This window comes from Lysobacter enzymogenes (assembly GCF_017355525.1).
Taxonomy (GTDB): domain Bacteria; phylum Pseudomonadota; class Gammaproteobacteria; order Xanthomonadales; family Xanthomonadaceae; genus Lysobacter; species Lysobacter enzymogenes_C.
On the sequence record NZ_CP067395.1, the window covers coordinates 626496 to 643082 of the forward strand.

A 16587-nucleotide genomic window follows, 5' to 3' on the forward strand; every position below is an offset into this window, starting at 1 on the left:
TCAGTGGGCGGGAGAGTGCGGGGCGGCGAAGCGGCGCGCGGGAACCGGCGCGGCGCGCATCACGAACGCGGTCGACAGCGCGTAGAACACGCACAGGTACAGTTCCTTGGGGCTGGTGATGTCGCCGCTGAACATGGCGTTGGCCAGCGAGTACAGCGACAGCGCGCACAGGAAGGTCGCGACCAGGTCGCGGCCCTGGCTGCGCTTGGCGCTGCGGTACAGGCGCACGATCGCGTAGCCGATCAGGGCGAAGAAGAACACGGTGAAGATCAGGCCGGGTTCGATCAGGGTTTCGATCAGCAGGTTGTGCGGATACGGCTGCAGCGCGCCGCTGGCTTCGAACGCGCCGAAGCCTTGGCCGAACACGGTGTCGCGCAGCATCGCGAACGACACTTCGTACAGGTTCATGCGCAGCACGTCGCTGCCGCTGTAGTTGCTGACGACCAGGCTGGCGAGGCGGTCCTTGATCCCGTCCGGCGCCAGCACCGCCGCGGCGACCGCGAGCAGCACCACCGCCAGCCCGGCCGCCCACACCTTGCGCGACAGCAGCAGCGCGCCGCGGTTGGTCAGCACCAGCAGCACGCCGAGGCCGAGCAGCAGCGACAGGATCGGGCCGCGCGAGCCGGCCAGCACCAGCGCCGCCACGCACGGCAGGATCAGGGCGATGCGCAATGCGCGCCGGCGGGTGTCGGTCAGCAGGCGCCAGGCCAGGAACATGATCGTGGTGCCGGCCGCGCGCGCAATCCAGATCGGATTGCCGTCGCCCTGCATCAATCGCTGCGCGCCGGTGTCGGCGCCCTTGTTCATCGCCAACGCGGCCACGCTGAGCACGAAGCACAGCGCCACGTAGATCTTGACGAACTGCTCGGCCGCCGCGCCGCGCAGCACGAAGCAGGCGCAATAGGCGCAGAACACCAGGATCAGATAGAACTTCAGTTCCTTCGGCCGGTGGCCGATGTGGGTGTCGAGGTAAGCGATCTGGGCGAACGCGATCAAACATACGATCGCCGGCAGCAGGCAGGCGAAGCGGTTGAGCCCGCTGTACGACAGCGACAGGCCGCCGAGCACGATGGTCGCGGCGATCGCCGCGTACTGCACCAGGTCGGTGTCGACGGCGAAGAACACCGAGGCCCAGCCCGACAACAGGAACAGCCCCAGACAGGCCGGGGCCAGCAACAGCTTGGGCGCGGGGATGCGCATCGCCGGTCCGTCGTGCTCAGCCCGCGCGCGCGCCGGCCGCGGCGGCGTGGTGGGCGAGCGCGGCCTGCTTCAGCGCGGCCTGTTCGACCGGGCTCACGCCGGCGCCGCGGGTCGCGCGTTCGACGTATTCGGCGACCGAACCGACGACCTGCCCGGGATTGCCGATCACGATGCTCAGCGGCGGGATCGTGCCGCGCACCACCGCGCCGGCGCCGACGATGCAGCCCGCGCCGATGTCGGCGCCCGGCATGATGATCGAGCCGGTGCCGATGAAGGCGTGGCGGCCGATCGAGATCGGCTTGATCCGACCTTGCGGCTGGTCGAACTTCAGCCCCAGCTCCTTGGCCACGGTATGGATCGCCCAGTCGTGGGTCAGGATGCGCACGTTGCTGGAGATGGTGCAGCCCTTGCCGAGGCGGATCAGCGAGTAGTCGGTGCCGTCGAACCAGATCTTGGCCGACAGATAGTTCGGCCGCTCCTCGATCTGTGCGCCTTCCGAACGCAGGAACCACACGTACAGGCGCGTGACCAGGCCGGGTTTGATGAACCAGCCCAGGCGGATCAGGCTCAGCACGACGGCCTTCTTGAGCAGGCGGAAGATTTTCATGGGCATGCTCCTATCGGGTATTGCTCGGCGCCGCGGACCAACGCAGCTCGCGGCGGTTGCAGGTGGCGAAAACGATCAATTGCACGGTCGAGGCGACCGCGTAGGCGACGGCGACGCCGGTCGCGCCGGCGCCGAGACTGAGCGCCAGCGCCGCCGCGCCGATCAGGCTGACGGCGAAGACGGCATTGCCGATCAGCAGCACGGCCGGGCGGCCGTCGGCGGTGGCCTTGCGCATCAGGATCGTGGTCGGCGCGGTCGCCACCGCCGACAGCAGCAGCCATTGCAGCGGCACGATCGCCTCGGCGTAGGCCGGGGCGAAGCGCGCCACCGCGATCGGCGCGGCCATCGCCAGCACGCCGGCGATCGCGGCGGTGACCACTACCAGCAGCGCGATGGACTGGCGCAAGGTCGAGGCGGCTTCCTCGCGCGCGCCGCGCACGATCGCCGCCGACAGCATCGGCAGCGCCGCGTTGGCGACCACGCCCATGCCGAACAGCAGGATCGAGCGGGCCTGATTGCCGAGGGCGAAATGGCCGAGTTCGGCGTCGCCGTGCGCGCTGTGCGCCAGCATCGCCATCGACAGCCAGATCGCCGGCATGGTCAGCAGGCCCGACAACGACGACGGCAGGCCCAGGCGCCAGACCACGGCCCAGTCCTCGCGCGTCGCCGCCGACCACGCCAGGCGCTCGCCGTGTTCGCGCCGGTAGCGGCGCAGCACCCGTTCCTGGCCGAGCACGATCAGCCATTGCGCGGCGATCGAACCGTACACCGCCCAGCCGATGTCGCGCTGGGTCGCCGCGCCCCACATGATCGCGAACACCACCGGCGCGGTCAGCAGATTGGCCGCGGCCTGTTGCTTGACCTTGTGCAGCGCCAGGGCGACGCCGTTCTGGATCGCGCCGACGAAGCCGGTCAAAACCAGCAGCGAGGAACTGGCGTAGACCACCGCCAGATCCGCCGAACCGCCGAGCTTGACCGCGAGCGGATACGAGCACGCCAGCAGCAGCGCCGAGAACGCCAGCGAGGCCAGCACCGCCGAGCCGTAGGACACGGTCAGCGCCGCCGACACGCGGCCGCCGCCGGCGACCGCTTCGGCGACGATCTTGGTCGCCATCTGGCCCAGGCTCAACGCGCAGAAGGTGGTGAACAGCAGCGCGGTGGTCTGGATCAGGGTGAACTGGCCGAACGCGGCCGGGCCGAGGTAATGCGCGGCCGCCAGCACGCCGGCGAACAGCGCGCCGCGCGAGGCCAGCGCGCTGACCGCCGACAGGCTGGCGGTGCCGATCAGACGCCGCATCATCGGGTCTGGCTTCCGGTTCTGGTCCTGGACGCTCGCGCGCTCAGGTCCAGATGCCCTTGGTGTCGACGATCTTGATGTGCGCGGGCATGGCGTGCTCCTTGAAGGGCTTGTGGTCGACCAGCAGCACCGCGATGTCGGCCTCGCGGCTGGCGGTCGGCAGGTCGGAGAGAATCACGTTCGGCGCGTTGAGCTTGGCCGGCAGGACTTCGATATGCGGCTCCACCGCCAGCACCGTGCCGGCGTGGCGCTGCGCCAGCTCGACCGCGATGCCGAGCGCCGGGCTTTCGCGCAGGTCGTCGATGTCGGGCTTGAACGACAGGCCGAACACCGCGATCTTCAGGTCCTTGTCCTGCTTGCCGGCGGCCTTGGCCTCGCCGATGGCGGCGTCGATCTTGTCCATGACCCAGCCCGGCTTGCCGTTGTTGACCTCGCGCGCGGTGCGGATCAGCCGCGCCTCTTTCGGCGCGCTGTCGACGATGAACCACGGATCCACCGCGATGCAGTGGCCGCCGACGCCCGGGCCGGGCTGCAGGATGTTGACGCGCGGGTGGCGGTTGGCCAGGCCGACCAGCTCCCACACGTTGATGCCGAGCTTGTCGCAGATGATCGACAGCTCGTTGGCGAAGGCGATGTTGACGTCGCGGAACGCGTTTTCGGTCAGCTTGCACATCTCGGCGGTGCGCGCGTTGGTCACGATGCATTGGCCGCGCACGAAGCTCTGGTAGAGCTCGGCGGCGCGCTGCGAGCAGCGCGGGGTCATGCCGCCGATGACCCGGTCGTTCTCGATCAGCTCGCGCATCACCTGGCCCGGCAGCACGCGCTCGGGGCAGTGGGCGACGTTGACGTCGGCGGCTTCGCCCGCTTGTTGCGGGAAGCTCAGGTCGGGGCGCGCGTCGGCTAACCACTGCGCCAGCTGCTCGGTGGCGCCGACCGGCGAGGTCGATTCCAGCACCACCAGGTCGCCTTTCTGCAGCACCGGCGCCAGCGCCTTCGCGGCCGATTCGATATAGGCCAGGTCGGGCTGATGGTCGCCCTTGAACGGCGTCGGCACCGCGATCAGGTAGGCGTCGGCGTGCTCGGGCGCGGTGCTGGCGCGCAGGAAGCCGCCGGACACCGCGGCGCGCACGGCCACGTCGAGGTCGGGTTCGACGATATGGATTTCGCCGCGGTTGATCGTGTCGACCACGGACGCGTTGACGTCCACGCCGATCACGCGCTTGCGCACGGCGGCGAACGCGGCGGCGGTGGGAAGGCCGATGTAACCCAGGCCGATGACCGAGACGGTGTCGAAACTCATAGAGGCTCCAGTGGTCCTGCGTGGGGCAGGCATTGCTCAGGGGTGCGTGGATGCGTAGCCGCGGGAAGGCATGAACCCGCGCCGCCGCGCCGCGAACGGCGCCGGCGACGCGGGTGGGGGAGGTCAGGCCGCCAGCAGCGAGTCTTCGCGGCGGAACTGCGCCAGCGCGGCGACGATGCGCTCGCAGGCCAGCCCGTCGCCGTACGGGTTGTGGGCGAAGCTCATGGCTTCGTAGGCGGCGCGGTCGTTCAGCAGCTGGCTGATGCCGTCGCAGATCAGCTCCCGGTCGGTGCCGACGAGCCGGACCGTGCCGGCGGCGACCGCTTCCGGACGCTCGGTGGTGTCGCGCATCACCAGCACCGGCTTGCCCAGCGACGGCGCTTCTTCCTGGATGCCGCCGGAGTCGGTCAGGATGATGTGCGCGCGGTTCATCAGGAACACGAACGGCAGGTAGTCCAGCGGCTCGATCAGATGGATGTTGGCGATTCCGCTCAGCAGCCGGTTGACCGGCTCGCGCACCTGCGGATTGAGGTGCACCGGATAGACGATGTCGATTTCCGGATGGCGCAGCGCGGTGTCGCGCAGCGCCTCGCAGATGCGCTCGAAGCCGCCGCCGAAGCTTTCGCGGCGATGGCCGGTGACCAAGACCACTTTGCGCTCATCGCGCAGGAACTCGAACTTCGCCTCGATCTCCCGGCGCAGTTCCGGCGTGCGCTCGATCCGCACCAGCACGTCCTTGAGCGCGTCGATCACGGTGTTGCCGGTGATCGCGATGCGCTCGTCGGGAATGCCTTCCTCGCGCAGGTTGCCGCGCGACAGCTCGGTCGGAGCGAAGTGGATCGCGGCGAGCGCGCCGGTGAGCTTGCGGTTGGCTTCCTCCGGCCACGGCGAGTACAGGTTGCCGGTGCGCAGGCCGGCCTCGACGTGGGCGACCGGAATCTGCTGGTAGTAGGCGGCCAGGGTCGCCGCCATCGTCGTCGACGTATCGCCGTGGACCAGCACCACATCGGGCTTGAGCTCGGCCAGCACCGTCTTCATCCCGGTCAGGATCGCGGTGGTGACGTCGGTCAGGTCCTGCTTGGGCTTCATGATGTTGAGGTCGAAGTCCGGCTGGATCTCGAACAGCTGCAACACCTGGTCGAGCATCTGCCGGTGCTGGCCGGTCACGCACACGCGCGCGTCGAAGCGCGGGTCCTGCGCGAGCATCTTGGCCAGCGGCGCCATCTTGATCGCCTCGGGGCGGGTGCCGAACACGCACAGCGTCTTGATCGCGGGGCCGCCGAGCTGGACCGACGCGGCCGCAGGCAGCGGCGGCAGCGGGGCGAAGCCGCCGGCGCCGGCGGCGTTGCCGAGCGCGGCTTCGCCCAGGCCCTTGCGCGCATAGGCCGCGCCGCCGGCGCTGGCGGGCGCGCTGTCGCGCGCGCCGCGGCCGTCGCCGAGCGGGCCTTGTTGCGCGAACGCGAGCTGGCGCGGCGGGCGCGGCAGCCAGCCCGGCAGCTTGTTGCGGTCGCCGCTGCTCAGGGTCAGCGAGTACACGCCGAGCATGGCGAAGAACGCGATCAGCCCGAGCATCGTCGGCAGGTTGCGCAGCGCGTAGCCGATCGCGACGAAGGCGCAGGCCAGCCCGATGATGGTCAGCAGCGCGGTCTTGGCCGAGCGTTCGCGGTCGAGCAGCAGGTAGTGCAGGTGCTGGCGGTCGGGCTTGAACGGCGACAGGCCGCGGCGCATGCGCCGGTACATCAGGTTCAAGGTCTCCAGCAGCGGCAGGGCGATGCACCACACCGCATCGGCGGCGTCGATCCGGGTCGGGCCGCGCTGGCTCAGGTAGATCAGGCTCCAGGCCATGACGTAGCCGATCAGCATGCTGCCGGCGTCGCCCATGAACACCTTGCGCCCGTTGATGCCGCCGAGATTGAAGAACAGGAACGGCAGCAGGGCGACGAACAGCAGCGCCAGGCTCGGCAGCGCGCCCTTGTCGAGCACGTTGCTGCGGTCGAACAGGAAGATCGCGCCGATGCAGACCAGGGCGATGCTGGCGGCGAGCCCGTCGATGCCGTCGAGCATGTTGAAGGCGTTGATGGTGCCGACCACGGCGATGACCGTGACCGGTACGCCGAGCCAGCCCAGATGGATCGGGCCGGTGCCGAACAGATCGCCCAGATCGTTGAGCCAGACCCCGCTGCCGGTGATCATCAGCCCGACCGCGGCCGACTGCACCAGCAGGCGCGAGCGCACGCTGAGGTCGCGCGCGTCGTCGAACGCGCCCAGCGCCACCACCAGGCCGGCGGTGGCCAACAGGCTCATCGTGTAGCGGTCGCCGAGCTGCAGGTACAGCGCGCCGGCGAGCAGGCCGAGGAAGAAGCTGATGCCGCCGATGACCGGGACGTTGCCCTTATGCTGCTTGCGCGCGTTCGGGCGGTCGACCAGGCCGAGCCTGGCGGCGCCGGGATACAGCGCGCTCATCGACAACACAGTGACTGCGACGCTGAGCGCGCCCGCAATGACGAATTGTTCTTTCATCATGACCGTCGTTTCCAAGGTAAGTCTTCGGTAGACCCATCCGACGACCGCCCCCTTCGGTCAATACGTGTGCCGCTGCGCCCGACGCGCGTTCCGCCGCGTCCTGCGCGCGTCCGCCGCGCCGGCCGGACGTCGCGATGCGCCGTCAGCCGGCGCGCCGCCTGCGCGTTCGCTGGTGTATCGCGATCGCGCCGCTTGCGTTGTCGCTGCCCGCCGCCGCGCCGTCCCACGACGCGGCGGTCTTGCATGTTGCGGACGCGGAAAAAATCTTCGCCGTCGTTCGCCGCATGTCCGTCGATGCGCTGTCGCATGTTCGGCGGACGGCATCGTGCCACTCTTGCGTCGCGAAATACTGTGCGCCCGTAAGTCGTTTCTCGATGGGATTCAGGAAACGTGAGTGGTTGCGCATCTGCAACGAATCGGAAACTTTCCGCTGTCGACGCGAACGCTTGACATCGCATTGCGCATTCGACGCAAACGGCAAAATTCCCGAGAATTTAGGTGATTTCGCGTGATGCTTCGGGCGCAGCGGAGCGCCCGCGCGAATGCATGCGCAATGCATGCCGCGTACGGATCCGCGTCCGTTGCGGATGGTTGCGATGGAAATCATCAGGTTCTTTCTTCTCGCGAAAACGAAACTTGTTTCAGCGCGCGCTTGCGCGCCCGGACGTCGGCGCTCACGCGCCGGAGCGGTACTCGTAGCCGTAGGCGTAGTGGGTGTCGTGGCGGCGCTCGACCGCGTTGAACACCGCGCCCTTGAGGTCGATGCCGTTCTGCTCGAAGCGCTGCATCGCCAGCGCCAGCTCCTTGGCCGGGTTCAGGCCGAAGCGCACCACCATCAGCGCGGTGCCGGCATGGCGGCCGATGATCGCCGAGTCGGTCACCGCCAGGATCGGCGGCGTGTCGACGATGACCAGGTCGTACTGCAGCGACGCGGTCTTCAGCAGCGCGCCGAGTTCCGGCCGCATCAGCAGTTCGGACGGATTCGGCGGCGCTTCGCCGCGCGGGATGAAATACAGGTTCTCGATCGGCGTGCGCCGGGTCGCCGCGGCCACGTCGATGCGGCCGGCGAGCAGGTCCGACAGGCCGTTGCGCGGATCCTGGCCGAGCACCTTGTGCAGGCTGCTGCGGCGCAGGTCGCCGTCGATCAGCAGCACCCGCTGGCCGCCCTGGGCGATGGTCGCGGCGAGGTTGGTCGAGACGAAGGTCTTGCCGGCGCCGGGGCTGGAGCCGCAGATCATCAATACGTTGTTGCTGGCTTCCAGGCGGGCGAAGTGCAGCGCGGTGCGCAGGCTGCGCATGGCTTCGATGGCCAGGTCGTTGGGCGCGTCCAGCGCCAGCAGATGCGGCTTGCCGTTGCCGGCACCGGCGCGCAGCTTGCGTCCGGCCTTCTCGTGGTCGCGCTGGTAGGCGCTCATCGGAATCGACGACAGCACCGGCAGGCCGATCTGCTCGATCTCCTGCACGTGCTCGACGCCGCGGTTGAGCATCTTGCGCAGGAACACGTAGGCCACGGCGAGGAAACCGGCGAGGAAGGTGCCGATGGCGACCGCCAGCGCGCGCTTGGGCTTGACCGGCTGGCTGGTGTCGACCACCGCGCGGTCGACCACGCGCGCGTTGCCGACGGTGCCGGCGCGGGCGATGTTGAGCTGCTGCGCCTGGTTGAGCATGTTGGTGTAGGTCAGGGTGCTGACCTGCACTTCGCGGGTCAGCCCGATCAGTTCCTGCTGGGTCTGCGGCAGGGTGCCGATGCGGTCGTTGATCTTCTGCTTGCTCGCTTCCAGCTCGCCGATCTGCGCCATCAGCGCCTTGTAGGCCGGGTGCGCGGGGGTGTAGCGGCGGGTCACCTCGGCCTGCTGCAGGCGCAGCTGCGAGATGCTGGTGTCGAGCGAGACGATCTGGTCGAGCAGCGACTTGGCGTCGAGGGTGATGTCGACGGTGTGCGCCTGCGACTGGTACTGGGCCAGGGTGTGCTCGGCCTTTTCCAGGTCGCGGCGCACGTTGGGCAGTTGCTTGTTGACGAACTCCAGGCTGTTGGCGGCCTCGGCGGAGTTGCGCTCGATGTTCTGGCGGATGTACTGGCGGGTGATCGATTCCAGCGTGGCCTGGGCCAGATCGGGATCGCGCAGTTCGTAGCTCAGCAGGATGATGCCGGAGTCCTTGGCCTTCTCGCTCGCGGTCAGGTTGTTCTGTAGCGAGGCGATGATGCCCAGGCGCGACAGCTTGACGACTTCGAAGCGCATGCCTGGATTGGCCAGCAGGCGCTCGACCTTGAGCCGCGCGCCGCCGCCGACCGCGATCGCGCCGGCGTCGCCGCCGAGCAGGCGCTGGTCCTGGTCGTCGAGCAGCTCGAAGCTGCCGTTGGGGCCGGCGATCAGGGTCAGCGGCTTGCCGAGCAGGTCGTCGGGCACCTCGAGTTCGGCGATGTCCAGGGTTTCGCCGCCCCAGCCGTAACGGCTGAGGCCGAACCACGGCGAGGCGATCTCGTTGCCGGTCGAGGGCTGGAAGCGGCGCGCGATCGCCGCGCCGATCAGCGGGAAGTGCGCGGGTTCGACCTGCAGGTCGAGCTTGAGGTCCTCGACCGCCTTGTCGAGCACGGTGCGCGAAGTCAGCAGCGAAATCTCGGTGACCGCCTGCGGCGCCGAATCGGTCAGCGCCTGCGACACCGCGGTGAGGCCGGGCAGGGTCGGGGTCTTGGATTCCACCTGCACCATCGCATTGGCCTGGTACACCGGCGCGGCCAGCAGCGCGTAGGCCGCGCTGAGGGCGAAGCCGAGCGCGGTCACCGCGCCGATCAGCCATTTGTGATCGGACAGGGTGCCCAGCAGCGCCGCCAGGTCGATTTCGTCGTTCGCGGCGGCGTCCTGGCGCGCGCCGTGCGGGGTGGAAACTGCCGCCATTGGGGGGAAGGCCTTGAAAGGAGTGGAACGAAGCGCGCGCCTGGACGAAACCTGCTCGTCGCGGCGCAACGCTCAACGGCGCGCGCTCAGAAGTACGGCTTCCAGCGGCTCACGCCCGAATCGATCAATTGGTAGGCGCGCTCGAAGGTCTCGCGCGATTGCCGGTACGGGTCCGGAATGCTGGTGTTGTCCAGCCATTTGCCTAGCAAGTAGGTTTTTCCTCTCGCGTGTGGGTACGAACGGAGCACGGCCTCGCTGTGCCAAGGCTCCATCGTGAGTACCAGGTCGGCCGCGTCGATCATCGAGCGGTCCAACTGGCGTGCGACATGGGATTGCCCACTCAATCCATGTCCGGACAGCACGGCCTGTGCTGTGGCGTCGATCGGATGTCCGGCCAGGGCCTTGAGCCCGGCGGATGCGACCGTTACGTTTTTCAACTCGTGGCGCAGCAGCACTTCCGCGGTTGGACTGCGGCAAATGTTGCCGACGCATACGACCAGAACATTTCGGAACACACGTACAACCTGTCGTTTGAGCCGGTTCGCGTCGCGTTGCGCTGCGTAATTCGCCTTGTTGCGGCTCCGCCCCCCGACGGGTCCGCGACGAGGCGGCAATGTATAGAGCAGGTCGTGACACGGTCAACACGAACGCCGCACGCATCGGCCAAGTCGTGACGAGGGTCACCCCGCCGCTTTTCGTTTTGTTCAAGCGCGCAGCGTTTTTAGCGCGATTTCGACGCGAACGTTAAACATTCGTTCGCGGTTTTCGCGTTGGCATCGTTCCTGCATTGGCGCGAAGCAGTTGTTCGAACGACAGCTGTATCGCAGCGCCGCCATCGGCGAAACGTGATGCGATTCCGCTCTGCGCGTATGAAGCGATGCGCGCGAGGTGGCTATACTGCGCGGCACGGGGGCTCTGCCATTACTGACTGCGACGCTCACAGCCCCATGCCGCGATTCCGCACCGATTCTTTCCGATCCGCCGCCGTCGGCCACGCCGTCGACCGCGTCGTCGGTTGGGCGCAGCCGCGCCGATATGCGCGCTGCGCGGCGGTTGCGCACGAAACCATTTCTTCTCCGCAGGCGCCGTGCGCGCCGTCCGCGCCCGCGCGCGCCTGCTTCGCGTTTCCGCTTTAGAGACTCTTTCCGCATGATCAAGATTTCGGGCGTCGCGGCCTTGGCCGCCATCGTCGGACTCGGCGGCTGCGCGCTCGCGCCGGGCCAGTACATCTCGCCGGGACAGTTCGCCGGCAGCGAGCTGGCGCGCGACGGGCACATCGAGATGGTGTCGATCACGCCCGAGTTCCTGTCCGCGCAGCAGCGGGTGGAGACCTCGATCCCGATCGAGCTGATGTCGTACCAGCCCGAGGCCTACCGCATCGGCCGCGGCGACACCTTGTACATCACCATCTGGGACCATCCCGAACTGACTTCGCCGGCCGGTACCCAGCAGCAGACCGCGGCCAACGGCCGCTTGGTGCGGCCCGACGGCACCTTGTTCTATCCCTATGTCGGCATGATCCGCGCCGAGGGCCTGACCATCGAGGAACTGCGCGCGCAGATCACTTCGCGCATCGCCCATTACGTGCAGAGCCCGCAGGTCGACGTCAGCATCATCGACTACGGCAGCCAGCGGGTGACCTTGCAGGGCGCCTTCGTCAAGACCGAGCGCCAGTCGATCACCGCCACGCCCTTGACCCTGGCCCAGGCGATCGGCGCGGCCACGGTCGATCCGATCCGCGCCGACCTGGCCGGCTTCGTGCTGACCCGCGACGGCCGCCAGTACCACCTCGACCTCGACGAGCTCAACCGCGGCGGTTCGGTCGCCAAGGACATCTACCTCAAGGCCGGCGATCACCTGTTCCTGCCGTACAACGACCGCAAGGAAGTGTATGTGGTCGGCGAAGTGGTGCGGCCGCAGGCGATGACCTTCAAGACCACCGACCTGACCCTGACCCAGGCGCTGGGCCGCGCCGGCGGGCTCAATCCGCTGACCGCCAAGGGCGATTCGGTCTACGTCATCCGCGGCGTCGAGACCCAGGACAAAGAGCCGGCGAAGATCTTCCACCTCAGCGCCAAGTCGCCGGCGGCGTTCGCGCTCGGCAGCCGGTTCCACGTGCGCGCCGGCGACGTGGTGTTCGTCGGTCCGGCCGGGGTGACCCGCTGGAACCGCTTCGTCAACCAGTTGCTGCCGCTGTCCAACATCGTCAACAACGCCGCCAACACCCAGGACCTGCTGGATCGCTGAGCGCGCGGCCGCGGCCGCGGCTTTGCGCCATTTGTCGTCCCGCGCCGGCGGCGCCCGCGGCGCCGTCCGGCGGCGACGCGCGCGCTGCTGCGGCGCGCGCTTGTCTGCTAACTTGGCCGCCTTGCGCCGGAATCGGACGCGAAAGGGAGCGGCGGCACTTGGAAGGGGATTCGCAAGGCAATTACGCGCAGCTGCGCACCGCCGGGGTCGACCTGGGCGGGCTGATGACCGTGCTGGGCCAGCATCTGTATTCGACCCCGCTGGTGGCGCTGCGCGAACTGGTGCAGAACGCGCACGACTCGATCGTGCGGCGGCGGCTGGAAGACCCGCAGGCGCCGGCGGCGCCGCGCATCGTCGTCGCCGGCGACATCGCCGCGCGCACGGTGCGGGTGACCGACACCGGCACCGGCCTCACCGACGACGAGATCCATCAGTACCTGGCCACGGTCGGCGTCGGCTACACCCGCGGCCTGCGCCAGGCCGGCGCCGGCGAGGACGAACTGATCGGCATGTTCGGCCTGGGCTTTCTGTCGGCGTTCGTGATCGCCGAGCGGGTCACCGTGCACACCACCTCGTACCAGCAGCCGCAGCGCGGCTGGCGCTACCAGTCCAGCAACGGCGAGCAGTACACGCTGAGCCCGGCGCCGGCGCGCGAGGTCGGCACCACGGTCGAGCTGCTGCTGCGTCCGGAACATGCGCGGCTGGCCGGCGAGGACTATCTGGCGCGGGTGCTCGGCCGCTATTGCGCGCTGCTGCGGGTGCCGATCTTCGTCGGCGCCGGCGCTGCGGCGGTCAATCCCGAACCGCCGCCGTGGCGCGACCCCGAGGCCGGCGCCAGCGAGCATCCGGTGCAGGCGCGCAAGCGCCAGCTCAGTTTCGCCAGCCGCTTCGAATCGCAGTTCGAGCCGATCTGCGCGCTGCCGGTGGCGTCGCCCGAGAACGACCTGCGCGGCCTGCTGTGGGTGCAGGACGGCGGCACCTACGGCAACAGCGACAACCGCAACCTGTCGGTGTTCGTGCGCGGCATGCTGCTCGACGACGATGCTCGCGAGCTGTTGCCGAGCTGGGCCGGTTTCGCCGGCGGCGTGGTCGAATCCAGCCGGCTGATGCCGACCGCCAGCCGCGAGGACCTGCAACGCAACGAGGCCTACCGCGCGGCCCAGCACGCCATCGCCGAGGCGCTGATCACCGGCCTGGCCAGCCTGGCGCGCGAACAGCCCGAGGCGTGGCGGCGGATCCTGGCGCGGCACAACGAATCATTGCTCGGCGCGGCGCTGTGCGATGCGCGCCTGTTCGAACTGCTGGCCGCCGAGGTGCGCATTCCCAGTTCGCACGGCGAACTGCGCGCCGGCGCGCTGCGCCGCGAGGGCGTGATCCATGTCGGCCTCGGCAGCGGCGGCTTCGAGGACATGCTGTTCCGCATGCTCGGCGTCCCGGTCGCGCGCGGCGACCGTTATGCGGTGCTGCCGTTCCTGCGCCAGTGGGTGCAGCGCCACGGCGGGCGCCTGATCGAGATCGGCACCGAGCAGGGCAACCGCCAGCTGTTCACCGAGCAGACCTTGCCGGCGCAGGAGCTGGAATGGTTGCGCGAGGTGCTCGGCGACGGCGAGCGGCTGGTGCCGGCGCGCTTCGCCCCGACCGAGCTGCCGCTGATGGCGGTGCCCGACCGCGAGGCCGAGCTCAAGCGCCGGCTGGAGAGCGACGAAGCCGACAAGCGCATCTCGATGACCGCGCTGCGGCTGGTGCGCGGCTTCACCGCCGGCATCGACGGCTCGGCGCCGGCGCGCCTGTACGTCAACCTCGACAATCCGGCGATGGCAGCCTTGCTCGACACCGCGCGGCGCGATCCGGACGCGGCCCTGCCGGCCGCGCGGCTGCTGCGCGCGGTCAAGCAATTGATGGACAGCCACAGCGAGGCCGACGGCCAGGGCCCGCGCCTCAACGGCGCGCTCGCGGCCATCGGCGAGAGCGCGCTGCGGCTGTTGCCGCCGGCGCCCTGAGCTTTCGCGCCGGCCTTGCCGAGGAGACGGCGGCCGGCGCGACGCGCGCGCGACCGGCGCGCGCACGAGTTTCCTACCACCCATTCGCCAAAGCGGCACAGCCAAACGGGGACCCCGATATGGACATCTTCCAGTGGATCGAAGACCTCAGCGATGAGCTCAACGAGGCCGGCCAATACCGGCTGGTCGAACTGATCAACCGCATTCCGCACGAACTGCACGACAACCATCCCGAACGGGTCGAGGCGATGCTGCCGGAGGCGCTGGCCGCCGCGCGCGCCTTGCAGCATCCGTGGCTGGAAGTGTTCTTCCGCCACTGGGGCCTGCAGAACCGCATGCGCAACCTCGCCGAAGGCGAGAAGGCGCTGCCCGAGGCGGTGTCTTTGCTGGAGTTCGCCCACCGCGACCAGACCCAGCAATGCCCGCAGTCGGTGTGCGTGACCCAGGACATCGCGATCTGCTACGGCAACGTCGACGGCCCGGGCTGGGTGCCCGAGCGGCTCGCGGTCAGCGAGGAAACGCTGGCGCGGATCGAGCCCAGCCGCGCCTGCTACGACTGCATCAGCCGCGAGTACGCGCTGGCGCTGATGGACGACGGCCGCGCCGGCGAGGCCATCGGCTACCTGCAGACGCAGGAGCAGAACATGCGCCGCGACGGCGCCGAGCCGGGCGTGGCCTATCGCGAAACCCAGGCCGCGGCGCTGTTCCGCGCCGGCCGTTACGACGAGGCGCTGGCCGGGCTCGCTTCGATCGACGCCGACGACATGCTCGACGACGACGACGGCGACCGGCTCAGCCGGCAGACCTTCCGCGCGCTGATCCTGGCCCGGCAGGGACGCATCGACGAGGCCTGGGAGGCCTTGCCCGAGTACGGCCCGCTGATCGTGCCGCTGCTGTATCCGCGCTGGTCCGAGGCGGTCGCGCTGATCGCGCAGGCGCGGCCGGAGCACAACCACTGGCGCCTGGGCCGCCTGCTGATGTCGATGGCCGCGCACATGGACCAGGGCGGCGCGCACCGGCGCTGCATCGAGCTGGCGCTGCGCCACGGCGAACTGGCGCTGCTGCGCAACGCGCCGTGGAGCGCGCGCCGCGCGCTCGAACTGGCGCGCCGCCATCAGCCCAAGCTGCGCGCCGATCTCGGCGCGGCCGCGCAGATCGACGCGTTCGCCACGCGCATCGACGCGCTCGCCGGCGCCGAGTTCGCGTTGCCGATGCCGGCCGAAGACGTGTACCTGCACGTGCGCGGCAACGAAGGCTCCGACCCGGAGCAGGACATGGAACTGCTGCAGGCCGCCTACGCCCAGCGCCGCGACGACGACGCCCTGGCCGGGCTGCTGGCCTCGGCGATGCTGGCCTGCGGCGCGCGCGAGGAAGCGCTGGCGCATCTGTGGGACTTCGTCGGCCGGCATCCCGAATCGGACGAATCGCCGCCGTCGCAATTGCTGGAACAACTGCTCGACGGCGACGACGCCAGCGTCCAGGTCGAACGCCTGGCCGCGCTGGTGCAGCCGCAGCGCGCGCCGTTCGCGCACTGGTGCCGGGCGCAGCTGGCGTTCCGCCATGCGCGCTGGCGCGAGGTCGGCGAGCACGTGCAGCGCCTGCTCGACGCCGCGCCCGAGTCGCTCGGCGCGCGCCGGCTGTGGGCGCGCGCGGCGATGGAGGCCAACGATTTCGCCCAGGCGGTCGATCTGTACGCGGATCTGGCCGAGCGCTCCGAGCAACCCGGCAGCGACGATTGGGACCTGATGACCGCGGCCAGCGCCGCCGGCGACTGGGCCGCGGTGCGGCGCAGCGCCGCGCGCCTGGGCATGGAACTCAGCGGCAGCGAAGGCCCGGTGCGCGAAACCTGGGGCTGGCTGCGGGTGCGCTACGAGCGCGACGGCGAAAGCTACGACTGCCTGGCCCGCCGCACCGGCCCGGTCACCGCGCAGGTGATGACGGTGGCGCCGCCGGGCCGCACCCAGCACGTGCGCGACGAGATCGTGTTCGACGCCGCGCCGCTGGAAGCCGCGCCGGAGGACGAGGCCGAACGCGAGCGCTGGCTGGCGCCGTTCCGGGTGGTGCACACCTCGCACCGCGCCGATTACCGCTGCTGGTTCGTCGACGGCGCGCATCCCGGCGAAGCGCCGTTCGAAGCGCTGCGCGAGGCGGCGGAGACGCTGGACTGGTCGCTGTGGGTGCGCAGCGGCGAGGACTACCGCGTGCGCGACCCGGCCAGCGAGGAAGACGAGGCGCTGCCCGGCGTGTACTTCTTCCTGGCCACGCCGCCGCAGCTGGCCCCGGCCGAGGTCGACCGGCGCCTGCACGAACTCACCGCCGGCTTCGAGCATCCGCTGAGCTGGCCGCAGTTGGCCGAACAGGCCGGCGCGGATGTGGCGCGGCATGAGGCGGTGATCGAGGCGTACGGGCTTTGATGCCCTGGATAGGGACGCGATGACCGGCGGGCGACAGCGCCGCGCCTGAGGCCGCTTGCGGGCGCTCGCCCGCATCCGGCTTGCCGCAGCGATCGCCTTCGG

General features: G+C 69.6%; 12 protein-coding genes. 3 read left to right on the forward strand and 9 right to left on the reverse strand.

Annotated features, from left to right (window positions below; genetic code table 11):
- The 9 genes from JHW38_RS02705 to JHW38_RS02745 all read right to left on the reverse strand — a co-directional run bounded on the left by JHW38_RS02705 (position 1) and on the right by JHW38_RS02745 (position 10885).
- Complete coding sequence (locus JHW38_RS02705) at positions 1–1200, reverse strand: O-antigen ligase family protein (RefSeq protein ID WP_207524500.1); 1200 nt, start codon at positions 1198–1200, stop codon at positions 1–3.
- 16 nt (positions 1201–1216) lie between these two features.
- The gene (locus tag JHW38_RS02710) at positions 1217–1807 is read right to left on the reverse strand and encodes an acyltransferase (protein ID WP_207524501.1); all 591 of its coding nucleotides are present in this window, start codon (positions 1805–1807) and stop codon (positions 1217–1219) included.
- 10 nt (positions 1808–1817) lie between these two features.
- The gene (locus tag JHW38_RS02715; RefSeq protein ID WP_207524502.1) at positions 1818–3107 is read right to left on the reverse strand and encodes an oligosaccharide flippase family protein; all 1290 of its coding nucleotides are present in this window, start codon (positions 3105–3107) and stop codon (positions 1818–1820) included.
- 40 nt (positions 3108–3147) lie between these two features.
- Positions 3148–4404: a UDP-N-acetyl-D-mannosamine dehydrogenase gene (gene wecC / locus JHW38_RS02720; RefSeq protein ID WP_207524503.1), complete on the reverse strand. Its 1257-nt coding sequence runs from the start codon at positions 4402–4404 to the stop codon at positions 3148–3150.
- A gap of 123 nt (positions 4405–4527) precedes the next feature.
- On the reverse strand, positions 4528–6927 hold the full coding sequence (wecB, locus tag JHW38_RS25745; protein WP_207524504.1) for a non-hydrolyzing UDP-N-acetylglucosamine 2-epimerase: 2400 nt from the start codon (positions 6925–6927) through the stop codon (positions 4528–4530).
- Positions 6928–7069: 142 nt separating this feature from the next.
- Complete coding sequence (locus JHW38_RS02730) at positions 7070–7534, reverse strand: hypothetical protein (RefSeq protein WP_207524505.1); 465 nt, start codon at positions 7532–7534, stop codon at positions 7070–7072.
- Between the two features lie 67 nt (positions 7535–7601).
- Positions 7602–9824: a polysaccharide biosynthesis tyrosine autokinase gene (locus JHW38_RS02735; RefSeq protein WP_207524506.1), complete on the reverse strand. Its 2223-nt coding sequence runs from the start codon at positions 9822–9824 to the stop codon at positions 7602–7604.
- 86 nt (positions 9825–9910) lie between these two features.
- The gene (locus JHW38_RS02740) at positions 9911–10339 is read right to left on the reverse strand and encodes a low molecular weight protein-tyrosine-phosphatase (RefSeq protein ID WP_207524507.1); all 429 of its coding nucleotides are present in this window, start codon (positions 10337–10339) and stop codon (positions 9911–9913) included.
- 189 nt (positions 10340–10528) lie between these two features.
- Entirely contained in the window at positions 10529–10885 is a 357-nt protein-coding gene (locus JHW38_RS02745; protein ID WP_207524508.1) for a hypothetical protein, read from the reverse strand.
- Positions 10886–10973: 88 nt separating this feature from the next.
- On the opposite strand from JHW38_RS02745, the gene JHW38_RS02750 reads away from it, so the two are divergent.
- The 3 genes from JHW38_RS02750 to JHW38_RS02760 all read left to right on the forward strand — a co-directional run bounded on the left by JHW38_RS02750 (position 10974) and on the right by JHW38_RS02760 (position 16485).
- Positions 10974–12071 carry a polysaccharide biosynthesis/export family protein gene (locus tag JHW38_RS02750; protein ID WP_207524509.1) on the forward strand — a complete coding sequence of 366 codons (1098 nt, stop codon included), beginning with the start codon at positions 10974–10976 and terminating at the stop codon, positions 12069–12071.
- Between the two features lie 158 nt (positions 12072–12229).
- Positions 12230–14071: an ATP-binding protein gene (locus JHW38_RS02755; RefSeq protein WP_242691149.1), complete on the forward strand. Its 1842-nt coding sequence runs from the start codon at positions 12230–12232 to the stop codon at positions 14069–14071.
- Positions 14072–14190: 119 nt separating this feature from the next.
- Positions 14191–16485: a hypothetical protein gene (locus JHW38_RS02760; RefSeq protein WP_207524510.1), complete on the forward strand. Its 2295-nt coding sequence runs from the start codon at positions 14191–14193 to the stop codon at positions 16483–16485.
- Positions 16486–16587 lie beyond the last annotated feature (102 nt).